We start from the raw sequence: 22,419 nt of genomic DNA, 5'->3' as shown, positions 1-22,419 counted from the left end.
GGCACAGTATAATTCATAAAAAAGCCCGCTGTCAACATCCCGTTCGCCGCACCAGATCCCCCAGCGTATACTTTTGCAGAATACCTAATGCACTTTGGTTCATTTCTTCCAGAATGTCTCCGCATGCAGACTTCATCTGGGCCCCAAAAGTGTTCCCGTACATGGTCTCAATCACCGCATTGCTCTGCAGCCCGTCGACCTCCATCGCGCAGTATATTTCCGCCAGCGTCAGCTCTTCCGGGGACCGGTTCAGCATATAACCGCCATCCCGCCCCTCACGGGTCACCAGGATTTGTTCCTTGGTCAGCTTGGCCAGCGCTTTTCTCAGAACCGTGGGTTCTGACGACAAATATCCGGCGATTTCACAGCTGGAACAGGTGTTGCCCTCTTTACGGGCCATAATGATAAGCGCCTGCAGCACCAGTACAAACGATTTATATGGAGGCGCTCCGCTGTTTCGTGTTCTGGTCATGTTTCCCCGCTCCTTTTGCACCATGTATGTAAGGTTAAGTATAGGGCGTCCGCCCGTTTTTGGCAAAAGAATTCAACATACCACTAATGATTAAATGGTGGAAATCTGCATTTCGGAAACGATGAACCAGCTTTTGGAGGAGCTGTCTTTTATGTAGACCTGAATCATATAATTCCCTTTCTCATTAAACGTGTAGCTGTAATTCGCCGACTTGAACCAGAAGCTGTCCTTCTTCTCTTTAATTGGCTGATTATCCACGATATCTGTTTTGTTCAGAGGATCAGTGATGGTAATCTTCAGATCGGAAATATCAGTTTTAAGATGATCCACCTGTACCAGAACAGAAAAAGTATTGCTTGCCGCGCTTCTCACCTTGCCAAAGATTTTCCCCTGGTCGTCCAGCAGCACCATGTTCACATTGGGCTTGTAAATCCGCACCTCTTGAGCAGACTCATCCCAGGATAATACGGCGTGCAGGCTCTCGGGCAGCTGCTCGACCGGCAGGTAAGGCACCCCTTCCGACAGCAGGCCGGAATTCTTCAACAGCACATTATTCAGATAGACAGCAATGTCCGACTTGCCCGTTGCGGCATACAGCAGGCTCCCCCCTGAGATGATCATCAGGCACATTGTGGCGAAGATCAGCTTTTTTATCGTCCTCATTCGTTATCCCCCTCTGAATAGTCCATGCTTAATTATACCGCCCGAATGGAAATAAGTTGCACTTATGTAAGCTGAAAACGAGGCTTTTGGAGTTATGTATTCTCACAATGTACCAAATCGCCCTACAAAGCGGGGCCTTTACATGGAAGCTGATGGAAGCTGATTAAGGTGCTTTGCAGGGACCCCAATAGTTAAAAAACCGGCTGCGCGCCTCCCATGAGAACGGCGCACAGCCGGTTGGAACCTGTCTTATTTCATTAAAAACAAAATTGGCTGCCGTGTGCTGAAGCTGCTTTTTACAGCTTGGCAATGGTTTCGGTCAGCACCGGCACTATTTGCGATTTGCGGGAAACGACGCCTTTCAGTACCGCTTTGTTGTCGTCCAGCTTCACATTGTAGGCCTGCTCAACCGCACCTGCAACGCGGCCCAGTGCCAAACCTACGGAATCATTGTTAAGGATATCTGTAACGACGAACAGGAAGAGATCCAGACCTTTGTCATCGATGATGGCTGTCAGGGCTGTTTCCAATTCGGCTTGCTTGGCGAGCACATCATTAACATCCACCGCATTAACCTGGGCAATCTCCACTTTGTATTCACCCATTTTGAATTCCTTGGCATCCAGGGAAATCAGCTGGGCGATCGTTTTGTCGCTAAGGTCGGCACCAGCCTTCAGCATCGCAAGCCCGTAGCTGTCTGCGTCCACACCGGCGATTCCAGCCAGTTCGCGCGCAGCCGCCACATCCTGCTCGGTGCAGGTCGGCGATTTGAACAACAGGGAGTCAGAAATAATTGCGGACAGCATCAGACCGGCAATGTCCTTTGGAATAGCCACTCCGTTTTCTTTATACAGCTTATTCAGGATTGTCGCTGTGCAGCCTACCGGTTCTGCACGGTAGTAGAGCGGATGAGCCGTTTCAAAATTAGCGATCCGGTGGTGGTCGATGACCTCAACGACACGGACCTGGTCGATATCATTGGCACTCTGCTGGCGTTCATTATGGTCAACCAGAATCACTTGTTTGGCTTCGCTTGCAACGTTCTCAGCCAGGCGCGGAGCCTTCACGCCGAAATGGTCAAGCGCATATTGGGTTTCTCCGCTGATTTCTCCGAGACGAACCGCCTCAACATCCCAACCTAATTCCTTCTTAAGCGCCGCATAGGCGATGGCCGAGCAGATTGTATCCGTATCCGGATTTTTGTGTCCAAAGATCAAAGTTTTTTCCATTTCCAATCTCCTTACTTTGTTTTTTGTGAGAATAATATACCATACATTGATAGGAGCCCGCCAGATTGCGGACAAGAACCCAGGATACATTACCCCGTGTATCCGATAAAAGAACAGCCTGCCTGCGGAAACTCCCACTGGCAGGCTGCAGTAAATGGTTCATCCTATTCCGGTAATCCCCGCTTCGTCTTGGGCAGCGGCTCAGGCACCGCTCCGCCGTCCAGCGGCTCATTGTCCGAGAACAGCTCCGGATCGGCTATCAGCATCCGGCTGAGGATATCCGTCGTCTGCACGGTCCCGCAGATCATCACAGGGGCATCTCCAAAGCTGGCTCTGCGCAGCGCTCCGCCCGTCTCCAGCACCTGCTCCACCTTCCAGAAATGCTCGGACCAGGAGAGCCCGCAGTGCCTGCGCGAGGGTACTGAAATCACTTCTCCGCCGGGAGTTTCCGTATACAGCTGCTCACGGCTATCCGTCATTCTGCCGGGAATATCCAGCCACTCTTCAATCCCGTGGATGAAGGTATTCCTCCGCAAATCTACGCCGAGCAGAAGAATGTCGGCCTTGCGGTCCAGCAGCTTGCCGTAGACTGATCCCCGGGCACAGGGCGTGTCCCACCGCTCGTCACCGGAGGTGAACTCCGCTGCATCCTTGCCCAGCGCAGCTGCGGAATGGGTGGGATGCCACGAGCGGATAACCCCCGGCCGCTTACGGAACAGCTCCGGCAGGATTCCGACACAGGAGGGGGACTGCTGAACGGAGAACTGGGGATTATCCGCATCGATATATGACCAGGTGTGCGTCGGCAGAACCAGCAGCCCTTGTCTCATATATTCAGACAGTGCATCCAGCACCGTGTCTGCCCCTCCCTGGACCTCGCCGATACTTTTCAGTGAAGAGTGGACCAGCGCCGTCCCCCGGGGATCAATCCCCATTCCTTTAAGCTGCTCCATTAAGCTTGCTTGTGTATGTATCATATTAATCTCCTTTGCGGATAATGAAATTCATGCTTGCCATTTTCGTATATTACTATTAAAATGTAAGTAACTTAATATTGTTCATTAAATTAATTTCACTCCAACTATAATTTTACGGTCCATTCAGCAATGCACACCAAACTTCAGGAGGAATTACTATGAGTTTAACACTAAAAGGACTACACCATGTATCCGCCCTTACCGCCAGAGCCCCTGAAAACTTCAAGTTCTATACCGAAGTGCTCGGACTGCGGCTGATTAAAAAAACAGTGAACCAGGATGATGTCTCCGTCTACCATCTGTTCTACGGGGACGAGGCAGGCAATCCCGGCACTGAGGTTACCTTCTTCGAGATTCCGAACGCAGGCCGCAACCGCGACGGCAATAACAGCATTTCCGCGCTGTCGCTCCGCGTACCTGACGACAAGGCGCTGGAGTACTGGACGCAGCGGCTGGCGGAATTCCAGGTGGAGCATGAGGGCATCCAGGACCGCGGCGGCCGCAAGACGCTGGCCTTCCGGGATCATGAGGGACAGCGCCTGATTCTTGTATCGGATGAGCATAACCAGGGGGTCGCAGGTGGCAAGCCCTGGGACAAAAGCCCGGTCCCGGCGGCATACGGCATCCTTGGACTGGGTCCGGTCCATTTGACCGTCGGGGCTGCAGAATCTTCCGCCAAGGTGCTTACGGATCTGCTTGGATTCCGCCGCAAAGGCACTTATCCTTCCCCGGTTGCAGGACAGCCGGATGTCAGTGTGTTCGAAACCGGCGAAGGCGGTTCCGGTGCAGAAATCCACCTGGAAGAACGCCTGGATCTGCCGCAGGAACGGCTTGGACGCGGCGGTGTGCATCATGTCGCCTTCCGCGTAGACAACGAAGAAGAGCTGAAGCAGTGGATCGGGCGAATCAGCAGCTATCCACTGCAGAACTCGGGTTTTGTGGACCGTTTCTATTTCCGCTCCCTCTACTTCCGCGAGCCTAGCGGAATCCTGTTCGAGCTGGCTACGGACGGTCCGGGCTTCGCCACCGATGAGGATATTGAGCATCTGGGCGAATCCCTGGCCCTGCCGCCCTTCCTCGAAGATAAACGTACGCAGATCGAGGCACACCTGAAGCCGTTGGATACCCGGCAGCAGGGGTAACAGATCTGTTTATAGGCCTTTGCTTGGGGGTCAGCAAAACACCTTGTGCAAGCGGACCGGCTTCACTGTTCTCTGCAAGAGGCGGTTTCCGTTATAGCGCTCAGTAAATACAGCGTAAATTTAAAACAGCTGCGGCCTCCTGAGGCACAGCTGTTTTTTGCCGGAAAGGATGAATCAGCTCTCCGAGAACGTGACGGTGAAGATATTGAAGCCCGGACGGGCGGTTGAAGCCTTGCCAGTGATGGACAGCGGGCTCGTCCCGCCCAGCTTGCCGGAGATTCTGACCGTGCTGGCGCTAACCGTCTGAGAAGCATTTTCCAGTCTCTTGATCCGCACATATTCACTGTACACAAAGCCCATTGTTGCCAGGTCTTCCTGTGTGGAATAGGTAAAGGCAGCCTTCTTCACTCCGTCTGCATCCGTATCCAGTGTAGTTGCTATGATTGCATCCGCCGGAATTGGAAAATCCTTTGGCAGATTAGCCGGCCGTTCGGTGCTCTCTACCAGAGGGGGAGTAGTCCCGGCACCTGTTCCCGGGGTTCCTCCGGTTTCGGCACCGGTGCCAATTCTCACTTTATAGTTCGCGGCGTCATAAGTAATCGGCACCTTCAGCGCACCGGCGATCGAACGGACCGGCAGATATGTGATACCTTCGTAAGTGATAGGCGTTAAAGTTTTGCCGTTGCCGTCCTTCAGCCAATAAGGGGTGCCATCCACGACCACACCGATGCTGTGGTTCAGATAGGCTTTGATCTGCTCCAGCTTCGCTCCCGCATATACACCTGCCGAACCGGTTATAGTCATGCCCGCAGCTACTGCGGCAATCAGCCATTTTTTCTTCAATTGAATCCTCTCCCTGTATATATTTGATGATGGAGAATGATAAGTCATCTTAATATAATTAATCACCAGAGAAAGTTTTCAACCTGCCATGCTGTTAAGACAGTACATTAGCGGATAATTTCCAGAAGCCCGGACAGCTCCCGGATCTCATAGGTCGGATGAATGCCCGGGACGCCTTCCTTACCCAGCGGGTTGAACCAGCAGGTATCGATTCCGTAATTCATCCCCCCCTGGATATCAGAAGTCAGCGAATCGCCGACGATCAGCACTTTGCTCCGGTCAGAGCTCCCCAGCTTGGCAAAAGCATAATCGAAAATCCCCCTCTCCGGCTTCTGGTACCCGGTCTCCTCGGAAATAATGATCTGCTCAAAGGTACCGCTCAGCGGTGAGCCCTGAATTCTGGATAGCTGCACATCCTTGATTCCGTTGGTGATAATTGCAAGCCTGCACCCGGCCAGCTCCTGACACAGCTCTACCGCTCCCTGTATAAGGTACGTTCCTTCCCCCAGAAACTTCAAATATGCTTCACTAAACGCCTCAGGGCTCAATTGCAGCTTATGCGCGGCAAACAGCCGGTTGAACCGTTCAACCCGCAGCACAGCAGAGGTGGTCCGTCCCTGTTCCAAATCCCTCCACAGTGCAGCGTTGATTTCTTTGTAGCTCGCAGCATAATCCCCAGCACCCGTCGGCAGGCCAAAATGGGCAAAAGCATTATACAGCGCCCTGCTCTCAGCCATCCCATAGTCAAACAAGGTATCATCGGCATCAAATAAAATAACCTCATATTTCATCTTTCTATTTCCTCCAATTTCGCGTTTCATCGACAAGCGGTAGCCATCTGCGATATAATTCAGACAGGCCTTTTCAAAAAATCAATGGCGGTGATTGTCATTTTTTATGTTCTAGCGTTTCTGGTATCCTTTTGCATCGTCTATTTGCTGATTCCTCCGCTTGGCAGGCTCGCATTCCGGCTTGATTTTGTGGACAAGCCCCGGCAGGATGTGGAGCGCAAAATACATAGGGAGCCCATTCCGCTGACAGCCAGCTATGCTATATTCATCGGTTTTTTTATTACATATTTGCTGTTCACCCGCGATCTCTCGCTGGGTACTCTCGCTCTATTCATTGGCGGTGTGCTCCTGCTGACCATAGGCACGGTCGATGACTGGTACAAAACCAAAGGCAAGGACTTCCCGGCGCTGCCGAAGTTCATCGTTCAGATCGCAGCGGCGATTCTGGTCTTTCTGTCTGGGAATGCCTTCACCGGATTCTTCAACCCCTTCTCCGGCGATTATATCTCGCTGCCGGTGATCCTGCAATTTGTACTAACTATTCTGTGGATCTTCGGTGTGACTACCGTGATTAATTTCTCGGACGGTATGGATGGTCTGGCCGGCGGTCTTACGGCTATCTCCGCAGTGACGCTGTTCGTGGTTGCTTTGGCGAAGGGCCAATCCGCCTCGGCTATGATGGCGATCACTCTGGTGGGCGTCACTATTGCCTACCTGCGGTACAACAAAGCTCCGGCCAAAATCTTTATGGGGGACGCAGGGGCCACTTTTCTCGGCTACATCCTGGCCGTAATCGCGCTGGACGGGGCGTTCAAGCAGGCGACGGTCCTGTCCCTGTTCATCCCGATTCTCGCGCTCGGCGTGCCGATCTTCGACAATTTGTTTGTCGTCATCAAACGGTTTGTGCAAGGCAAGTCCATTTATCAGGCTGATGCGACCCAGGTCCATTACCGCCTGCTCAAAGCCGGCCTAAACCAAAAGCAGGTCGTTGCCGTGCTGTATCTGGCCAGCGTGTGCCTGTCACTGTCTTCCATTATCCTGCTGCTGATTCAGATCTGATCACGGCTAGGGCAGAAGCGGACTAGAGATGACATGGGCTGGAGAGGGACAACATGCCGGACTTGCACCGGCTGGGGCTGCTGCTGGGGCAGGCTGGATTTGACATTGCGGATAACAATACGTTGCCAGGCAGTACGGCTGGCAACGTTCCGTTCCGGGGCACAGATAGGGCGGACTACAGATTGGCAGCAAAAACACCCTTGATCTAGGATCAAGGGTGTTTTTTGGGAGGTACTTTTTATTGACCTTTGATTCGCACGTTCCAGCTATATAAGCTAAACCTAAAAATTGCGGTAGGATGACTGGTGAATATCTTGTAAACCAAGGGCCTAGCCATAACATCAAGTTAGATTCTTAAGCTTAATCTATATAGGTTGACGGATTAAGAGTTGCTTTTACCCTTGCCTTGTTTGCTTCCAATCAGATGGCGATAGCATCAAGAAGTATGTGTAGGGCGTACGTGTCTTTAAGGAGCTCTGTCTCCGTAGCAGGTTAAGTGGGAAAAAGGTTAACTAATTTGCTCAAGCACCTTGCATTCTGCAGTCTAAGTGGAAAAAGTCCAACAAATGGGGCTCAATTTGCTCCAAACAAGGTAATCTAGCCCGATTAGGTTCCCTTTTGTAAGTAGAATAAAAAGTGGACACCCGTTAAGAGAGTATGAATAATGAACTTAACGAGGAGGTGTTCACATGGGTGAACAACGGCAACGGTATAATGAAAAATTTAAAAGAGAAGCGGTCAAGTACATTCAGGAACAGACGAAGACGGTGACGGAGATTGGGGAGGAGCTGGGCATCTCCCCTGGCGTACTGCACAACTGGCTGGCAAAGTATCGGGAGTTCGGGAATGAACCTGTAAACAGTGCGGAAAAGGTTCGCGAACTTGAGCAGCGACTGGCGGAACAAGAAAAAGAATTACAGGCAAGGGCGCAGCGAATTGCAGACGTCGAAGAGGAGCTCGTCATCGTAAAAAAAGCTGTGCACATCTTCAGCAAACCAAAGAACTGAGATTTCAGTTCATCGAAGATCATCGCTCCGAGTTTCGAATGGAGAAGATGTGCAGCGTTTTTGAAGTGTCCCGGAGCGGGTATTACAAATGGCGAAGCGCTACCTCGAGCCCTCAAGCCGAGCGTAAGGCGCTGGTGCTCCGGCGGATCATCTATCATTTCAAGGACAACAGACAACGTTATGGTAGCCCCAAAATTACCGAGCTTTTGCTGAAAGAAGGGTTCACCATTAGCGAGCGGACGGTAGGAAAATACATGCGAGAGCTCGGATTACGTTCCTGTGTAGCCAAGCGGTTTCGTGTAAAAACGACGGATTCCAATCACAATTTGCCCATTGCTCCCAATCTGCTGAATCAAAAATTTGCGACGGCCGAGCCTAACAAAGTCTGGGTCACAGACATTACCTACATTCCCTGCCGGCAAGGTAGGCTGTACCTGGCCAGTGTGCTCGACCTCTGCACGAGAGAAATTGTCGGCTGGAGACTGGAGGAACGAATGACGACGGATCTGGTACTGGGCGCACTGGACGACGCCTACAAGGCCAAGCGGCCCCCAAAGGGACTCATCCATCACTCCGATCGGGGATCACAGTACGCCTCTGCCGATTACCGTAAACGTCTAAAAAAATATCACATGAAGGCGAGCATGAGCCGTAAGGGAAATTGCTATGATAATGCCTGCATCGAATCCTTTCATAGCGTACTCAAGAAAGAGTTTGTTTATTGCACCAAGTTCAAAACGAAGCAGCACGCGCAGGACGAGATGTTCCAGTACATTGAATTTTTTTATAATCGCAAGCGAATCCACAGTGCGCTGGGTTATGTTTCCCCTGCCCAATTTGCAGCGAAGTTCAAGAAGAGAAAGACTGCCTAAATCTATTTTTTTGTGTCCACTTTCTTGACGGAAGTCCATTTTTCCACTTAAATCTCATAATTGTTTATTTATAGGAAAATTAAGTATCCTTTTTCCACCTCCCCACCTCTGCTGGTGGATTCTGCGGTACTTTTACCTTTGTTTCGTCCGTTTCCGATCAGATGGGCGGAATCTGAGGTACTTTTACCTTTGTTCCGGCCGTTTTTGGTCAGACGGGGGAATCAGAGGTACTTTTACCTTTGTTTTGCCCACATCTGGTCAGACGGGCGGAATCTGAGGTACTTTCGGAGCTTTTACCCTTGTTTCGCCCGTTTCTAGTCAGACGGGCGGAATCCGAGGTACTTACTTTGATTTGCCCGTTTCCAGCAATAAATTCAGGGCCCCTCCTGAATATAATCGTACAACCTGCGGTAAATGGCTACGATCTCCAGCAGGGGCATACGGACCAGACCGCTGGACGAGGGGGCGACGAACTCCCGCACACCGTCCACGATGGGAGGCTGGCCATCCTGGAAGCCCCAGTCCGCCTTCGGGCGGCGGCTGAATTCCGTATAGACGCCTTTGCCGACAAAGCAGGCGATCGCCGGCCGGTAGCGGGCAAGCTTCTCCCGGAGAATCTGCCGGCCCTCGGCATACTCCTGCCGGGTAATATCTTCCGCACCACGCGTCGGGCGGGCGACGATGTTGGTGAAGCCCATGCCCAGCCGGAGCAGTTCCCCGTCCTCTGAAGCATCATAGAGACGGGGCGTCAGGCCGGAGCGCTCCAGAATGCGCCAGAAATTATTGCGCGGATTAGCGTAATGATGCCCTACTTCCCCCGAACGGAGGCTGGGATTGAACCCGATAAAAACAATCTGCAAGCCGTGGTCCAAGTGATCCGGCACTTCATCCATGGTATATCCCTCCCTCATGTAGAAGCTGGCGGTACAATGCTGTCCTGCACAATCGTTTCGCTGCTCAAGCTTGGCAGTATGAACACCTACGGCTCTTCCCGCAACGCAATACAAGCAGGTGGAACCGGCTCTGACAACCACACTTCATTGCCTGCATAATAGAAGGTTACTCCCAAATGTACTGCCTTAACCGTATCCACGGCCAGCAGAATCAGCTTGCCCCTGCGGCTCCCGGCGAGGCTGGCAAAATGGAGCCCTTCTGATAAATGTACATACTGCCTTCCCATGGGGAGCAGCCCTTCCTTAAAGATCGAAGGCAGCGCAGCCTGATGCGTCCCATGATATAGAACCTCCGGCGGGACTCCCGGCTCATATGCAAGCTTGGCATGACTATGGCCATACCTCGCTTTGATGCGGTCCTCCTCTATGGCGAAGCGCTGTTTCTCACTGTTCCGGACGACCTGGCGGATATCCTCTTCGGTGATCCCTGCCCATTTTGGGGCAGCATGGATGACACGCTGCAGATCCTCCAGCAGACAGGAGCCATCCTCAGGATCAAGGAGCAATCCATACTCTGCCGGTGTATGCCGGAGCAGCTTGGTCATAAATTTGCTGAGCGAAACCTCAGCGGTATGATTTAACATTTTTCCACCTCGTTCCTTGCTGTCTTATACATTCATGATTATGAAAATCCGGAATGGAACGACCTGCTACATGAGTTGAACTGGAGAAGGTTAAACTCTTGGGGAAAACAATGAAGCTAGTAAGAGACTGAGCCTAAGTGGAAAAAGTAAACCTAATCAGCTAAAACCCTGGCTACAGCAGGCTTTAGTCGGATTTTATACACCTAATTCATGTAACTTCATCCCATATGGCCGCTTCCAGCCGGATTAGTGGTACTTTTTCCCACATAGGGTACTCCATAAGCCGAGTGAGTTCGATTAGTGAACCTTTTTCCCACTAACGTACTGCCCTCTTCATTGGTTTTTCTCCCTGCCTACAACCGCGGATCGACCGGATCGGATTCAAGAGACAAGGCGGCAAGCACGCATTCATGCATCCGTTCCAGCGGCTCCTTGCGGATAAAACGTTCCACCGACTCTACGCTCAAGGCACATTCCATCAGGGCATGGCGCTCTTTTTTGCCGGTTTTGCGCAGTTTGAGCCGGGCCAGATTGTCCGGCTGCAGATAGTCAATCCCATAAATAATGTGGAGGTATTTGCGGCCCCTGACTTTGAGCGCAGGTTGGACTAACCCTTTACCGCTGCGGACAATGAAAGTTTCCGGCTTGATCACAATGCCTTCATGCCCGTCCTCTGTCAGCTCCTCCCACCAGCGGATCACAGCGGCTTCGTCAGCTTCACTGGCGATCGTCCGGTATTCCGTCTCCATAAAAAGCGGCGACGCCCCGGCCAGCTCGCGGCCATGCTCCATATGCCAAAGATGGCTCTGGTCAAAAAAGGTCTGTCCGCTGTGCGCCAGCGTATGGAACGGAGCAATCCGGACGCCGTCCAGGCCGCTCGTGTCCCAGCAGTACTGCTGAAAGGCATCACGGAATACGCGGGCGTTCTTCAGCTTACCCTCCATCTCCTGCACCCAGCCTGACACATCGCGTCCGGCATGTTCCGCTTCGCGCAGCTTCCTCAGGAGCTGCGCGCGGTCCATCGCCGCAGCTTCGGCGACATGGGCGTATTGGGTGGCGATCAGCTCGCGCGCCTTCAGGTTCCACGGGATGATTTCAGCGTCAAGCAGCAGCAGATCCGTATTGTGGCGGGCCCAGTAACCGGCTTGGTGCAAATCCGAATTCAGCCGGGACAGCACATTAGGACCGGTATCTTTGTTAAAGAAAGCCCGGCCGGTACGCGTGTAAATCGTGCCCAGCGTGGGACGGCCCACATAAGGCACAGCAGCAGCCTCATCGCGGAACAGCAGCAGAACGGCGCGGCTGCCCATGTGTTTTTTCTCCGCCACCATAGTCTTAACGCCCTGAGAACGGTAGTAAGCAATTGCTTCACGGGGATGCTCCAGATAAGCTTCATCGGCGGATACCTGGGGTGCCGGGCTCATTGTGGGCGGAATGTAGACAAGCTCTTCCATAGGGATGGTGAAATGGGACACCGTGTCTATCGCCGCTTTTACAGATTCACCGCGCACAGAGATTTCGCCATAGGTGCCTGTCATGACGGAATACCCTTCCACAAGCTTGCGCAGATTAGGCGGCGAGAATCTCCCCCGTTCCCAGCGGATCAGCGGGCTGTCCGGGTCCCGGGCATAATCCTGATAAGCCTTGATGCTGACAAACTTCTGCTCCGGGTACCGATAGGCCGTCAAGGAACCGCCAAAAACCGCACCCTGATCAATATTTACCGTATTCTTCACCACTGTCGGGTAAGGCCTTGGATCATGTCCCCAGACAATAAGCTCCCCGGATTCATGTTCTACATACCACTCCTTACGCACAGGTGCTCCTGTGGCATCCGTGCCATCCGTATCGCCGTAGCGGCAGAAGTCCTGTATCCGCTTAGACTGCTTGCCGATATATTCATCCCGTATTCCGGCATGGGCAACAACTACACGCCGAACCCCCTCACGGCACAGCACCAGATGGCTGGGTGCGGAGAGCAGAAATTGCTTCAATTCCTCTCTTAGCGCATCCGCTTCCCCCTCGCCTATTTCAAGGGCAACCTGCGCAAGCTCCGCAGCGATATTCTCATCGCCATGGCTCAGGGTTACCTGACGGCCGCTGAGGTAGCGGGCGATTTTCCAGCCGTGGTTGCTGTCGATCATGCGGGCGGCCCCGGCATCGCAGTGTTTTTTCCAGAATCTCATGGTATCCAGCGATCTCGGACCACGGCTCATCACATCTCCCACGGAGACCAGCGTTCTGCCGTCCGGATGCCGGTAAAGTCCTGCATTATCCGGCGCATAACCCAGCTGTCCCAGCAGCTCCAGCATTTCGTCATAACAGCCGTGAATGTCGCCGATCACATCCACCCCTGCGCCAATTTCAGCGAGCAGCGGGTTCTTTTTGCGGATAAATTGAATGGACTCGGTTTCTTTGAGCATATAAGTGAAGTCGAAGCCTTCATCACGCAGTCCGCACAGCGAACGTTTGAACTGGACGAACTGCTGCTTCACACGCTGCTTTCCGCGCGGCTGGTCCCGGCTTTGATCCCGCTCTAACAGGGTCTGCTCCGGCAGATCCAGAATCCAGGCGGTGCAGGGGAGATCATGCCCGGCTGCCAAGTCGATATATTTCCTGCGGTATTCGGGCTGCAGATGTGTGGCATCCACCACCGTCAGCTTGCCCAGCCGGCAGCGCATCGACACCACGGCATTCATCGCCTCAAAAGCCAGCTTAGACTGGAGCTGATAATCGTTGTACAAAATGTCAGCTTCCTCCCGGGGACGTCCTTTCCAGTCGATGTATTCAACATCCCCCACCAGTGTCCGGTAATCATCTGAAGAGATGATTTCCGTCTGCAGCAGTACGCCTTCTTGCACCAGTCTGCGGAGCAGGGTGGTTTTGCCGCTGTTCGAAGGCCCGACGAGCACAACAATGCCTCCGTGCGGAAAAGGAATCACCCGCTGCCCTTCTTGTCTGTCAGTCATTACAACGTATCCTCCTTCGTAAATATGGCCATCTGCGTCGGATATCCATAATCCTGCGCGAACTCTCCAATCCCGCTCAGCCGGACGGAATAGTTATAAGCCTCAGTCCAGCGGGAGCACCATGCGGCAAAAGCTTCCCGGCTCCACTCAAAACGGTGGTCGCCATGGCGCATTTCCTCCTGATCCATCTCATATACTTCGTTGTATTCCTTGTTCGGTGTAGTAAGGATCAGCGTCCCCGGGGCATATTCGTGAAAAATCGTATCCATCACCCGGCCAAGCCGGTATTCATCAATATGCTCAATCACCTCGCAGAGAATCATCACATCCTTGCTCCGCAGTGATTCATCGTAATAGAACAGAGATCCCGTCACCGGCTCCGGTACAGGAACACCAGCCTTTCCTTCCAGCTTGGCGAAACGCTCTATCGCCCGCAGCTGTGCCGTGGCGGAAGGCTCCACCGCCTTAATCTCGCGGACCCCCGGCACACTGGCAAGCCTCGCTGACAGTTTCCCTTCCCCGGAGCCGAAATCCACGATGCTGCGCCTCAGCGAGAGTTGCTCTACCACGTCCGCGATCGCAGCATAACGCAGATCATTCAGCCGGACCTTTGGTGCTGCGTCAGCCTCGGCCGCGGCTGACGCCACCGGCGGGGACAGGGCTTCCTCCTCAGCCATTCCTCCTGATGCTTCATCCGGCGCCTGAGTCCCTTCCAGATGATCACTACTCTTCATCAGACTGTCATATTGCCGGATTGCCCCGGCAAAACGCAGGGTGCGTTTCAGAATCAGTCCGCGCTGCGGATGATTCTCCAGCCAGCCTTCCCCGTAACGCCAGATTTTGTCCACCTCATCATCGCTGATGTAGTAATGCTTGTAGTCATCCAGTGCAGGAATCAGCACGAACAGCTGACGGAGCGCCGTTTGCAGCGTCTGCATCCCCTTCAGCCTAATGTACCGGACAGAGCTGCGGCTCTTCAGAACAAAGTTATATTCGGCATCGCCCCGCTCCACCAGCACCTCATAGCCCAGCGCGGTGAACAGCTCTTCCAGCGTCCTGTCCGGCAAATTCGATGCGACAGGCCCAAAGGTCAGCTCCAGGGCCAGCTTCCGCTCAACCCAGGGTAAATAAGCTTCCTTCGTCTTACCGTTCAGCGCCGTGCCGAGTGCAGAACGGATGTAGGTGCAGAACAGGCTGCTCACCACAAATTCACGGTCATTGATATACTGCGTAATATCATTGTGCGCCGAAGAAGCGCCTTTTACCAGCTCAACCGGGTCAGGCGTCACATAAATGACCGCTTCCGCTTCCTCCTCCGAAGAGGCGGTGAAGACGATGCGTACACGGGCTTCTTTTTCCATCCGGTCGTACAGGTTATTGGGATTTTTGGCCAGCAGGCGGGACAGCATGCCCGCACCCGCGCCAGTCGCTCTAATGATTAAATGCATAGCGTCCATCTCTCCTTAACGTCACTTGATTTTCTCTCTACGGGGTCCAGCGGCTTTCACCGCCCCACACCTCAAGCAGTGCGGAACGGAACAGTTCATCCAGCACGCTGTCTTCTACCCCGTTCCCTGATCCAAACTGGGCCGCAATCTGTTCAAAATGGCTGATCTGCTGCTCCAGGTACTTGTTAATCCCCTCAATCCGCGGCTCCAGATTCAATTTATCGCCTGACATTTTGCGGACCAGCAGCCTATCGACCGTTTCTCTCAGTTCGCTGCCTTCAGGAATCAGGTCCTTTACCAGTATTGTGAAGTCGAGGGGCGGCACCTCCTGATATTTCTCAATCCAGGCACAGGCCAGAAGCGGACGGAGAACATAGAAGTACTTCTTGATCTTAACCTCGCTGCCTTGCAGGTAAGTCCGGTAATTCCCCCGGGCCATATTCAGATAATGATAAATGCAGGATTTGGGCGAAAATCCGAGCGGCGACAAACTGCGGATGCTCTCTGCCACGGTGTAGTTCTCTTCATAGCGGACCGGAGATTGCAGCCACTCCAGGAGCGGCGGGTTGGATTTGCGGAAAAGGGTAAGCCCTTTTTTCAGATCCCATCCGTTGATATCCAGCAAATCGCTGATCGGGCGTTCAATAACATCCCGCTGCTCGAAGATCGACAGGTACGCTTCCGGGCACCGCAGATAAAGGAACCGCACATCATAGTCACTGTCTCTGGAAGGGAACCCCCAGGCCCTGCTGCCGGATTCACAAGCATACAGGATACGGACATTCTCTTCCGATTCGATGGTGCGAAGCTCACGGATAATGGATGTATGAATATCAGACATTAGGCACCTCTCCTTTTCTTGTCCACAAAAAAATACAAAAAAAGCCATGGACTCCATCGTCCATGGCCAGGCTCCGCTATGCAAATTAAGGTATAGACTTACCGGAAAACAACTGTACATGCTGCTGCCGGAAATACAGATACCGCTGCAAGGGCTAACCTTCCGAACGAGGCGGACCGCTGAACAGGAAACATATTGGGATTGTGAAGGTACGAATGTTTTCTTTGTTCATTCATCTGTCCTGACCTCCTGAAATTGTAGTGGGCTTTTGCTTCATTGAGTGACATCAAGCTGGCTATCTAATATTCCAAAAGCATAATTCAGGGTTCCAGGTTTTGTCAACCTGAATTGATGTAAGCACACGCCTCACTTGGAGCAAAAAAAGTGCCCCTGCCGGAACAATCACCGGCAAGGGGCACAGTATAGTAGTCAGCCAAGAATACAGCTTCTTTCGGGAGAGTTAAGGGAGCAGCGATTTCAGGGCAGGCTCCAGTCCCTCCATATCTATGGATACATATTGGGTATCTCCGTCTGTATATTCCAGCTTGGCTGCATACATCCCGTTTTTGCCCAAATACTCGCGCTGATGTTCCAGGATGCCGGCAATCACTTTCTTATCCCGGGTAACAACTGAAAGCTTCTGCTGGCGGGCCAGCGACATGTGCAGTTCAAGGTTGTAAGTTTCCCCCGGGGAAATCCTGCCCTTATAATCATCTTTTATAATTTCAGCCGATTGTACGTCTTTTGCTGTGGATCGAATTTTTTCCGCAAACCCCTTTTCCTCCATCCAATTACCCAGTTTCTTGTAGGAGGGCAGCCATTCGTAATTGCGAGTGACACTTGCATTTACCCTTCCACTGCCGCCTTCTTCGTCTGCAGGCTTTTGGATAGGCTGGATATACGCAATTGGCAATTGTCCCTCATTCTGGTCCTCATAGGACATATTCAGCTTTTCTCTGATTAGGATATCCTTGAATTCCCGAACGTCCTCCGGGTCCGTAATTCTAACCACCCGTTCCCGGTAGCTTAACCTAAAGCTTTCAATTTCCGCATCCAGTGCTTGAACATCATATTCGGCACGCTTGAAATCTTCATTTTCCATGACCGCTTTCATTTCCGGCTCAAAGCCCTTGGCTGGAATCCGGTACTCACGCACCACCATGCGTCCGTTATCCAATCGATATGCCAAGGTGAACATTCTGCCGCCGCGGTTATATTCCTCAGACGGGGCGATGTTATAGTCGGGACGCACCGTAATAAGCGTCTGGTGAAGGCTGCGGACAGCTTCAATATATTGCTGACCGCCAGCGAAAGGCACCCTGTTGCCGGATGAATCTTTTGCAACCTCACTGGAGGCAAATCCGTTATATGAATCATCGTTATACATCCTGTAATTACTTCCTGCATACACTCCAGTGATATGTTCTGCGGCCGGCACCCGGTCCTCATATCCGGTTAATCCGGACACCGGAATGTAGACCAGCAAACCCAGCAGTACTCCATATACTGCGAATTCAAGCGGCACTTTACGGGTCATGATCTGCCAGGTTTTGCGGATAACCATCTCTGCCGCGATATAGCCAAGCAGCGCTCCGGCAAGATGGCTGCAGAGAACCCAGCCCGCCTGATGCGGCTTAACGGCCCCAAAATACGTACCCGCCAGAAGCATCGCACATAGCATTACCCCAGCTTTGAACAGCGGATTGAAATAGGTGAAGGCAATAGCCTGCCCGGACTTTTCCACACTGCGCTTGCGGTACAGTATGTACGAAAAGACGATGAATAAGAGCGACAAACCGCTGTAGGTCCATAATTCTCCCGTACTGAAGGGCTCTTCCCCCAGAACAATAAGATGTAATAAGGGCGACCAGATCAATCTGTCCTCACTGAGGCCAAACCATTCCGGGTAACCATAAAGATACATGCTTAAATGGTGATTGACGAATTCAATCAGCGCCGCCGGAAGGATCAGCAGAATATAAATGATGATACCCTGGATCACGGTTTGTCCCGTGCAGATGCCGACAAAGATGCTGAACACAAAGAGAAACAGCGTAAGGATGCTGACCGCCAGGCACCAGTTCCAGATATCCGTTCCTTGATAAATGTACATATTTCCGTCCATCGGAGTAACCATAGCTGTGACTGCAGCGGTTAGCCATACCGGAAGAAGCAGCAGTCCTAATCCGCTAGCCAGATGCGCTGTCAGCAAATGCTCCCGCCGCAGCGGAAGGCTGTGCCACAGATCGGAAGCCCTTCTGGACTGCAAATAGCGGAACAGGAACAGCCCGGCAGCGGCCGGCAGTGAGATGATGAACAGCATTTGTAGATCTCCGCCTACTTGGAACAGCGTATCTATCTCCTGCGGCTCAGCACCCGGATAACTGCGCATAAAGAGCTGCAGCGGAAGCGAGAACAGCAAGCCCAAGGTATAGATGATTCCAATCCAGCCGTGCTGGCGCAAATTCTGGCGGATAACACTGCTGTTAAAGAAGTATCGGCTGCGCGTCATACCCGGCATCCCCCATTTCATAAATAAAGATTTCCTCCAGCGTCAAGGGAAGCAGATCGAACACGTACGGCTCATAGACATGGATCACTTTCGAAATCCGCTCCCGGTCGCCTTTTACGATATACAGATCCACGCTGCCCCGCCGCTCCTGATGGAGAATTTGCAGCTTGGCCGCAAGTGCCGACGCATGACGTTCATCGCGAAAGGCTACCTGAACCTTATGCGTATCGGCCTTAAGATCATCCAGATCCTTCTCGACCAGCATCCGGCCTTGGTGCATAATGCCGACATGGTCACACAGATCCTCAATCTCCCGCAGATTATGCGAAGAGATCAGAACGGTCAGCTCCCGCTCGGCGACCTCCTGGAACAAAAGATTCTTGATCTGGCGGCGCATTACCGGGTCCAGCCCGTCTATCGGCTCATCCATAATCAGCACATCCGGTCTGCAGCTGAGCGCAAGCCAAAAGGCCGCCTGGCGCTGCATGCCCTTGGAGAAACGGCTTAGCTTGCGTCCCATATCGAGCCGGAATACCGTGCCCAGCTCCTCAAAACGTTTATCGCTGAAACCCGGATACACCGAACGGTAAAAGGCGGCCATCGTCTTGAGCGAGGCCTGCGGGAAAAAGTATGGGCTGTCCGGCATAAAAATGAGGTTCTGCTTCACCTGCGGACTCTCAAAAACTGGCTGGCCGCCGATCTTAACGGTTCCTTCCTCAGGCCGGTAGATGCCGGCTAGTGTCTTCAGCAGGGTGGTTTTCCCTGCTCCGTTGGAACCGAGCAGGCCATAAATGGCGCCTTTATGTACCGTCAGCGACAGGCTGTCAACAGCCTTTTCTCCCTGAAAGCTTTTACTGATTCCGCGTATTTCAATCATGGCTATTCTCCCTTCTCTCTCTGCTCCAGCACCTGACGGTACAATGCCCCAATTTCATTTGCGGTAAATCCGAGATAGACCGCTTCTGCCATCAGGCGCAGCAGCTCTTCCCTGAGTCCTGCTCTTTTGCTCTCGTTCTGGCCCTGCTGCAGCGGAGCCACAAAGCTCCCTTTGCCCTGCAGAGAATAGATATAGCCTTCCCGCTCCAGTTCACGGTAGGCTTTCTGAATGGTATTGGGATTCACTGTAAGCTGTGAGGACAAGGTTCTTACCGACGGAAGCTGCTCATCCGCGCGCAAAATCCCGTGCATAATCAGCTCCTTGACTTTATCGTTCAACTGCTCGTAGATCGGCTTGCGGCTGCGGACGTCCAATTCGAACATGACAGTCCTCCTTTCGTGTGCTGTATCCTTCAAACATTCCAGTTTGTATATTTTCAAGTTCAACCCATATAGTGTATTAACTGTACTACTATTATTAATACAGTATACTAATCTGTCAACATAAAAAGAAGCGGCTCTGTAAAAAGAGCCGCTTGCTTGAGCCTTTCTGAGTTGGAACTACCGCTCCAGCACCGCCGGTTCGGCAACTGCCGCCGGCTCCTCGGGCTTGCGCCGCTTGTCGCTCAGGAGAGCGAACAGTATCCCCGGAATCATCAGCAGGCCGGCAAAAACAAAGGTCCGGCGGAATCCCTCAACAGCCGCCTGCTGCATCCCGTTCCCTGCTTGAGACAAGAGCAGCTTGGCTTCCCGGAATTGATTGGCGCTGTCCGCTGCAAAAGCCTTTTGTTCCGCAGGCGGAAGCTTTGCCGCAGCAAGCTCCACCGCATGTACTACGGCTGCCGCAGGATCAGCTTTGCCGCTGTTTCCTCCCATCGGTGCAGCCCCCTCCTTACTGATGGAAGCTACGGCTTCCGCTAGAACATTTTTGACAAGAGGCTGCAGCTTAACATCCGCCTGAACAGCCTCAGACAGGTGAGTCCCCGCCTTCCCCAGTTCACTGTCCATGTTGTGCTGCAGCACAGTCACTATAATAGCTACTCCAATGACACTGCCCAGCGACTTCGCCATATTGGTGACTCCCGAAGAAATGCCCACCTTGTCCTCCGGAACATTGCGGACGGCGGAAGACATCACCGGCGCCATCGTAAGGCCTATGCCAACACCTGCGACCAGCAGGCGCACCACCACCTCCGCCACTGCCGATTCAGCGTGAAGCCCGCTCATGGAATACATCGCCCCGCCCGTGATTACAATACCTGCTGCAGCGAACAGATGGCTGCCGTATTTCGCGGACAGCGGCCCCGAAACCGCCGAACTGACAATCGAGCCCACCGCGACCATGGACAGCACAAGCCCGGCCTTCAGCTCGGTCATCCCCATCATCCGCGTCAGGAAGAAGGAAGTCAGCAGGGAAAGATTCATCAGCGCCGCTCCGACAATCAGCAGGGTCAGGGAAGCATTGTTGAATGTACGTATCCGTATCAGTGACAAAGGCAGCATGGGTTCCCTCCCTTTCCACTGTGTGAAGATGAACAGCAGCAGGAACAATACTCCCGCACCCAGCAGCGCAAGGGTGACTCCCGAACTCCAGCCATAATCCTGCACCTTGATCAGAGCGTACGTAATGAAGAACATCGCTCCGGTAATTCCAAGGGTCCCGCCATAATCAATGGAACGGCCTGCCGTATCATCCCGCGATTCCTGAATGAAGACAGCCGTCAGCACAATGCTCAACACACCCAGCGGCACGTTTACAAAAAAGATCCACTCCCAGCTGAGGTTCTGCGTCAGAATTCCGCCAAGCGCCGGACCGCTCGCCGCAGCCACCCCCGAGACGGCTCCCCATATGCCAATAATGAGGCCATGCATCTCTTTTGGAAAAGTGGTCGTAGTCAGGGGAATGGTGACCGGAACAATAATTGCCCCGGCCAGGCCCTGAATCACCCGCAGCAGAATCAGCATCCCCAGGGATGTTGAAAACCCGGCTAGCAGAGAGGTCAGAGTAAATAGAGCAACTCCAAAAATAAACACTTTCTTCCGGCCAAATTGATCAGCCAGCCGGGAGGCAGTCAGGATGAACACGGCAAAAGCCAGGTTATACCCGTTCATCACCCAGGAAATCCGCGACACACTTCCGCCGAAATGGCGCGTCATCTCCGGCAGGGCGATATTAATAATCGTCGTATCCAGCAGCGCCATAAAAAAACCAAGTACGATTGCTGTAAAAGATAAAGCTCTGCGCATTCTTACACTCATCTTCATCATCCTCCAAAAGGCCATCATAAATGTGAACCCAAGTTCATGTTTTAGATTATATGAACTAAAGTTCATGTTTGTCAATGATTAAATATGAAATCAAGTTCAACTTTTATTGACAGCCTGAATTCCCTCCTCTACAATCAGTACTACAAGGGGGAGCAATCTGACATGAGTGATATGGAAGACAAGATCAGAACACCACGGCAGGAACGCAGTATCCGGACCAAGGAGGCTATTGTCCAAGCAGCCATGAAGCAGTTCTCGGACAAGGGCTTCCATCAGACCAACACCAAGCAAATCGCAGCGGCGGCCGGAGTATCGACTGGCAGCTTCTATTCCTATTTTGTAGATAAAAGAGCCGTTTTCATTGAAGTGCTGAAGAACTATGGTGCAGATCTTCTAGCCCGGATCGACGCTTCGATGTCAGAGATCAACTTCTTAACCATCGACCGCTCCGAGCTGATCATGCATCTGGTCGACACCCTCCTGATCTCCCATGAGGCCTTTATAGGCTACCATCGAGAGCTGACCATCATGTACCATAGCGATGAGGAGATTAAGCAGTTAATGGATGCACAGTATGAAGCAGGCCGCATCAGAACACTTGAGTATCTGCAGATGGGACAGGATGAGCTAAAAACTGAAGACATGGAGGCCGCTTCCGTGATCGTGTTCGAAACGGTAAGCGCCATCGTTGACGTTATCTCTTTCTCCCAGCAGCGTATCGCAACTGAACGGCTGAAATCCGAGCTGGTACATATGATTGTTAGTTATTTGTACAAATGACTTTGCTCAGGCGCACATTCTGTTGCACTTTCTGCAGCAGAAGTTCTCATAACAGAATGCGATCCGACGCACAACAATAAATACTCTATTGCATGAAGTGCAATCACCTCATAAATCAACTAATTTTAAACCG

The 22,419-nt window shown here is 52.5% G+C and carries 21 protein-coding genes; 6 read left to right on the top strand and 15 right to left on the bottom strand.

The annotated features are described in order from the left end of the window. Positions 1-31 precede the first annotated feature (31 nt). The 4 genes from PGRAT_RS05215 to PGRAT_RS05200 all read right to left on the bottom strand — a co-directional run bounded on the left by PGRAT_RS05215 (position 32) and on the right by PGRAT_RS05200 (position 3,341). Entirely contained in the window at positions 32-472 is a 441-nt protein-coding gene (locus PGRAT_RS05215; RefSeq protein ID WP_025703467.1) for an RrF2 family transcriptional regulator, read from the bottom strand. Between the two features lie 90 nt (positions 473-562). Next, entirely contained in the window at positions 563-1,135 is a 573-nt protein-coding gene (locus PGRAT_RS05210) for a hypothetical protein (protein ID WP_025703468.1), read from the bottom strand. Positions 1,136-1,431: 296 nt separating this feature from the next. Beyond that, positions 1,432-2,364, bottom strand: coding sequence for a manganese-dependent inorganic pyrophosphatase (locus tag PGRAT_RS05205; protein WP_025703469.1), 933 nt, complete (start codon positions 2,362-2,364; stop codon positions 1,432-1,434). A gap of 164 nt (positions 2,365-2,528) precedes the next feature. Beyond that, on the bottom strand, positions 2,529-3,341 hold the full coding sequence (locus tag PGRAT_RS05200; protein WP_036702742.1) for an AAC(3) family N-acetyltransferase: 813 nt from the start codon (positions 3,339-3,341) through the stop codon (positions 2,529-2,531). A gap of 158 nt (positions 3,342-3,499) precedes the next feature. Between PGRAT_RS05200 and PGRAT_RS05195 the strand changes: the two genes are divergently transcribed. After that, on the top strand, positions 3,500-4,483 hold the full coding sequence (locus PGRAT_RS05195; protein ID WP_025703091.1) for a ring-cleaving dioxygenase: 984 nt from the start codon (positions 3,500-3,502) through the stop codon (positions 4,481-4,483). Between the two features lie 174 nt (positions 4,484-4,657). On the opposite strand, the gene PGRAT_RS33855 is transcribed toward PGRAT_RS05195, so the two are convergent. Together PGRAT_RS33855 and PGRAT_RS05185 are read right to left on the bottom strand one after the other, a co-directional pair. Further along, positions 4,658-5,326 (bottom strand): stalk domain-containing protein, encoded by a 669-nt coding sequence (locus PGRAT_RS33855; protein WP_051424672.1) that lies wholly within the window; start codon positions 5,324-5,326, stop codon positions 4,658-4,660. A 107-nt stretch (positions 5,327-5,433) separates the two neighbouring features. Next, complete coding sequence (locus PGRAT_RS05185; protein ID WP_025703094.1) at positions 5,434-6,117, bottom strand: YjjG family noncanonical pyrimidine nucleotidase; 684 nt, start codon at positions 6,115-6,117, stop codon at positions 5,434-5,436. 84 nt (positions 6,118-6,201) lie between these two features. Between PGRAT_RS05185 and PGRAT_RS05180 the strand changes: the two genes are divergently transcribed. The 4 genes from PGRAT_RS05180 (at position 6,202) to PGRAT_RS05170 (ending at position 9,055) form a co-directional block, all read left to right on the top strand. Continuing rightward, positions 6,202-7,176, top strand: a complete 975-nt coding sequence (locus tag PGRAT_RS05180; RefSeq protein WP_174469019.1) for an MraY family glycosyltransferase — start codon at positions 6,202-6,204, stop codon at positions 7,174-7,176. Positions 7,177-7,229: 53 nt separating this feature from the next. Then, on the top strand, positions 7,230-7,385 hold the full coding sequence (locus PGRAT_RS33015; protein WP_155990287.1) for a hypothetical protein: 156 nt from the start codon (positions 7,230-7,232) through the stop codon (positions 7,383-7,385). A gap of 480 nt (positions 7,386-7,865) precedes the next feature. Then, on the top strand, positions 7,866-8,183 hold the full coding sequence (locus PGRAT_RS33990; protein ID WP_025706610.1) for a transposase: 318 nt from the start codon (positions 7,866-7,868) through the stop codon (positions 8,181-8,183). Then, on the top strand, positions 8,090-9,055 hold the full coding sequence (locus PGRAT_RS05170; protein WP_202903649.1) for an IS3 family transposase: 966 nt from the start codon (positions 8,090-8,092) through the stop codon (positions 9,053-9,055). The genes PGRAT_RS33990 and PGRAT_RS05170 overlap by 94 nt, the downstream gene beginning before the upstream one ends. 374 nt (positions 9,056-9,429) lie before the next feature. Here PGRAT_RS05170 and PGRAT_RS05165 read toward each other — a convergent pair whose 3' ends face one another. The 9 genes from PGRAT_RS05165 to PGRAT_RS05125 all read right to left on the bottom strand — a co-directional run bounded on the left by PGRAT_RS05165 (position 9,430) and on the right by PGRAT_RS05125 (position 21,497). Then, positions 9,430-9,948 (bottom strand): mismatch-specific DNA-glycosylase, encoded by a 519-nt coding sequence (locus tag PGRAT_RS05165; RefSeq protein WP_155990305.1) that lies wholly within the window; start codon positions 9,946-9,948, stop codon positions 9,430-9,432. A gap of 86 nt (positions 9,949-10,034) precedes the next feature. Then, positions 10,035-10,592 carry an RNA 2'-phosphotransferase gene (locus PGRAT_RS05160; protein WP_025703679.1) on the bottom strand — a complete coding sequence of 186 codons (558 nt, stop codon included), beginning with the start codon at positions 10,590-10,592 and terminating at the stop codon, positions 10,035-10,037. A 353-nt stretch (positions 10,593-10,945) separates the two neighbouring features. Continuing rightward, positions 10,946-13,561: a polynucleotide kinase-phosphatase gene (locus PGRAT_RS05155; protein WP_025703678.1), complete on the bottom strand. Its 2,616-nt coding sequence runs from the start codon at positions 13,559-13,561 to the stop codon at positions 10,946-10,948. Then, positions 13,561-15,009: a 3' terminal RNA ribose 2'-O-methyltransferase Hen1 gene (locus PGRAT_RS05150; RefSeq protein WP_025703677.1), complete on the bottom strand. Its 1,449-nt coding sequence runs from the start codon at positions 15,007-15,009 to the stop codon at positions 13,561-13,563. The genes PGRAT_RS05155 and PGRAT_RS05150 overlap by 1 nt, the downstream gene beginning before the upstream one ends. A gap of 37 nt (positions 15,010-15,046) precedes the next feature. Next, entirely contained in the window at positions 15,047-15,850 is an 804-nt protein-coding gene (locus PGRAT_RS05145; protein ID WP_042266154.1) for a nucleotidyltransferase domain-containing protein, read from the bottom strand. Positions 15,851-16,310: 460 nt separating this feature from the next. Continuing rightward, a complete protein-coding gene (locus tag PGRAT_RS05140; RefSeq protein ID WP_156124051.1) occupies positions 16,311-18,383 on the bottom strand; it encodes a DUF6449 domain-containing protein in 2,073 nt (690 codons plus the stop codon). Further along, entirely contained in the window at positions 18,337-19,239 is a 903-nt protein-coding gene (locus tag PGRAT_RS05135; protein ID WP_025704405.1) for an ABC transporter ATP-binding protein, read from the bottom strand. The genes PGRAT_RS05140 and PGRAT_RS05135 overlap by 47 nt, the downstream gene beginning before the upstream one ends. A gap of 2 nt (positions 19,240-19,241) precedes the next feature. Further along, positions 19,242-19,622, bottom strand: a complete 381-nt coding sequence (locus PGRAT_RS05130) for a GntR family transcriptional regulator (protein ID WP_025704404.1) — start codon at positions 19,620-19,622, stop codon at positions 19,242-19,244. Positions 19,623-19,799: 177 nt separating this feature from the next. Then, positions 19,800-21,497, bottom strand: a complete 1,698-nt coding sequence (locus PGRAT_RS05125; protein ID WP_042266152.1) for an MFS transporter — start codon at positions 21,495-21,497, stop codon at positions 19,800-19,802. A 171-nt stretch (positions 21,498-21,668) separates the two neighbouring features. Here PGRAT_RS05125 and PGRAT_RS05120 point away from each other — a divergent pair, with 171 nt between their 5' ends. Further along, a complete protein-coding gene (locus PGRAT_RS05120) occupies positions 21,669-22,286 on the top strand; it encodes a TetR/AcrR family transcriptional regulator (protein WP_025707344.1) in 618 nt (205 codons plus the stop codon). Positions 22,287-22,419: the final 133 nt, after the last annotated feature.

Origin of the sequence: Paenibacillus graminis (assembly GCF_000758705.1) — a bacterium.
Lineage (GTDB): Bacteria > Bacillota > Bacilli > Paenibacillales > Paenibacillaceae > Paenibacillus_AQ > Paenibacillus_AQ graminis.
Note: the sequence above shows the minus strand (reverse complement) of the source record. Positions and strands in the feature narration are given on the sequence as shown.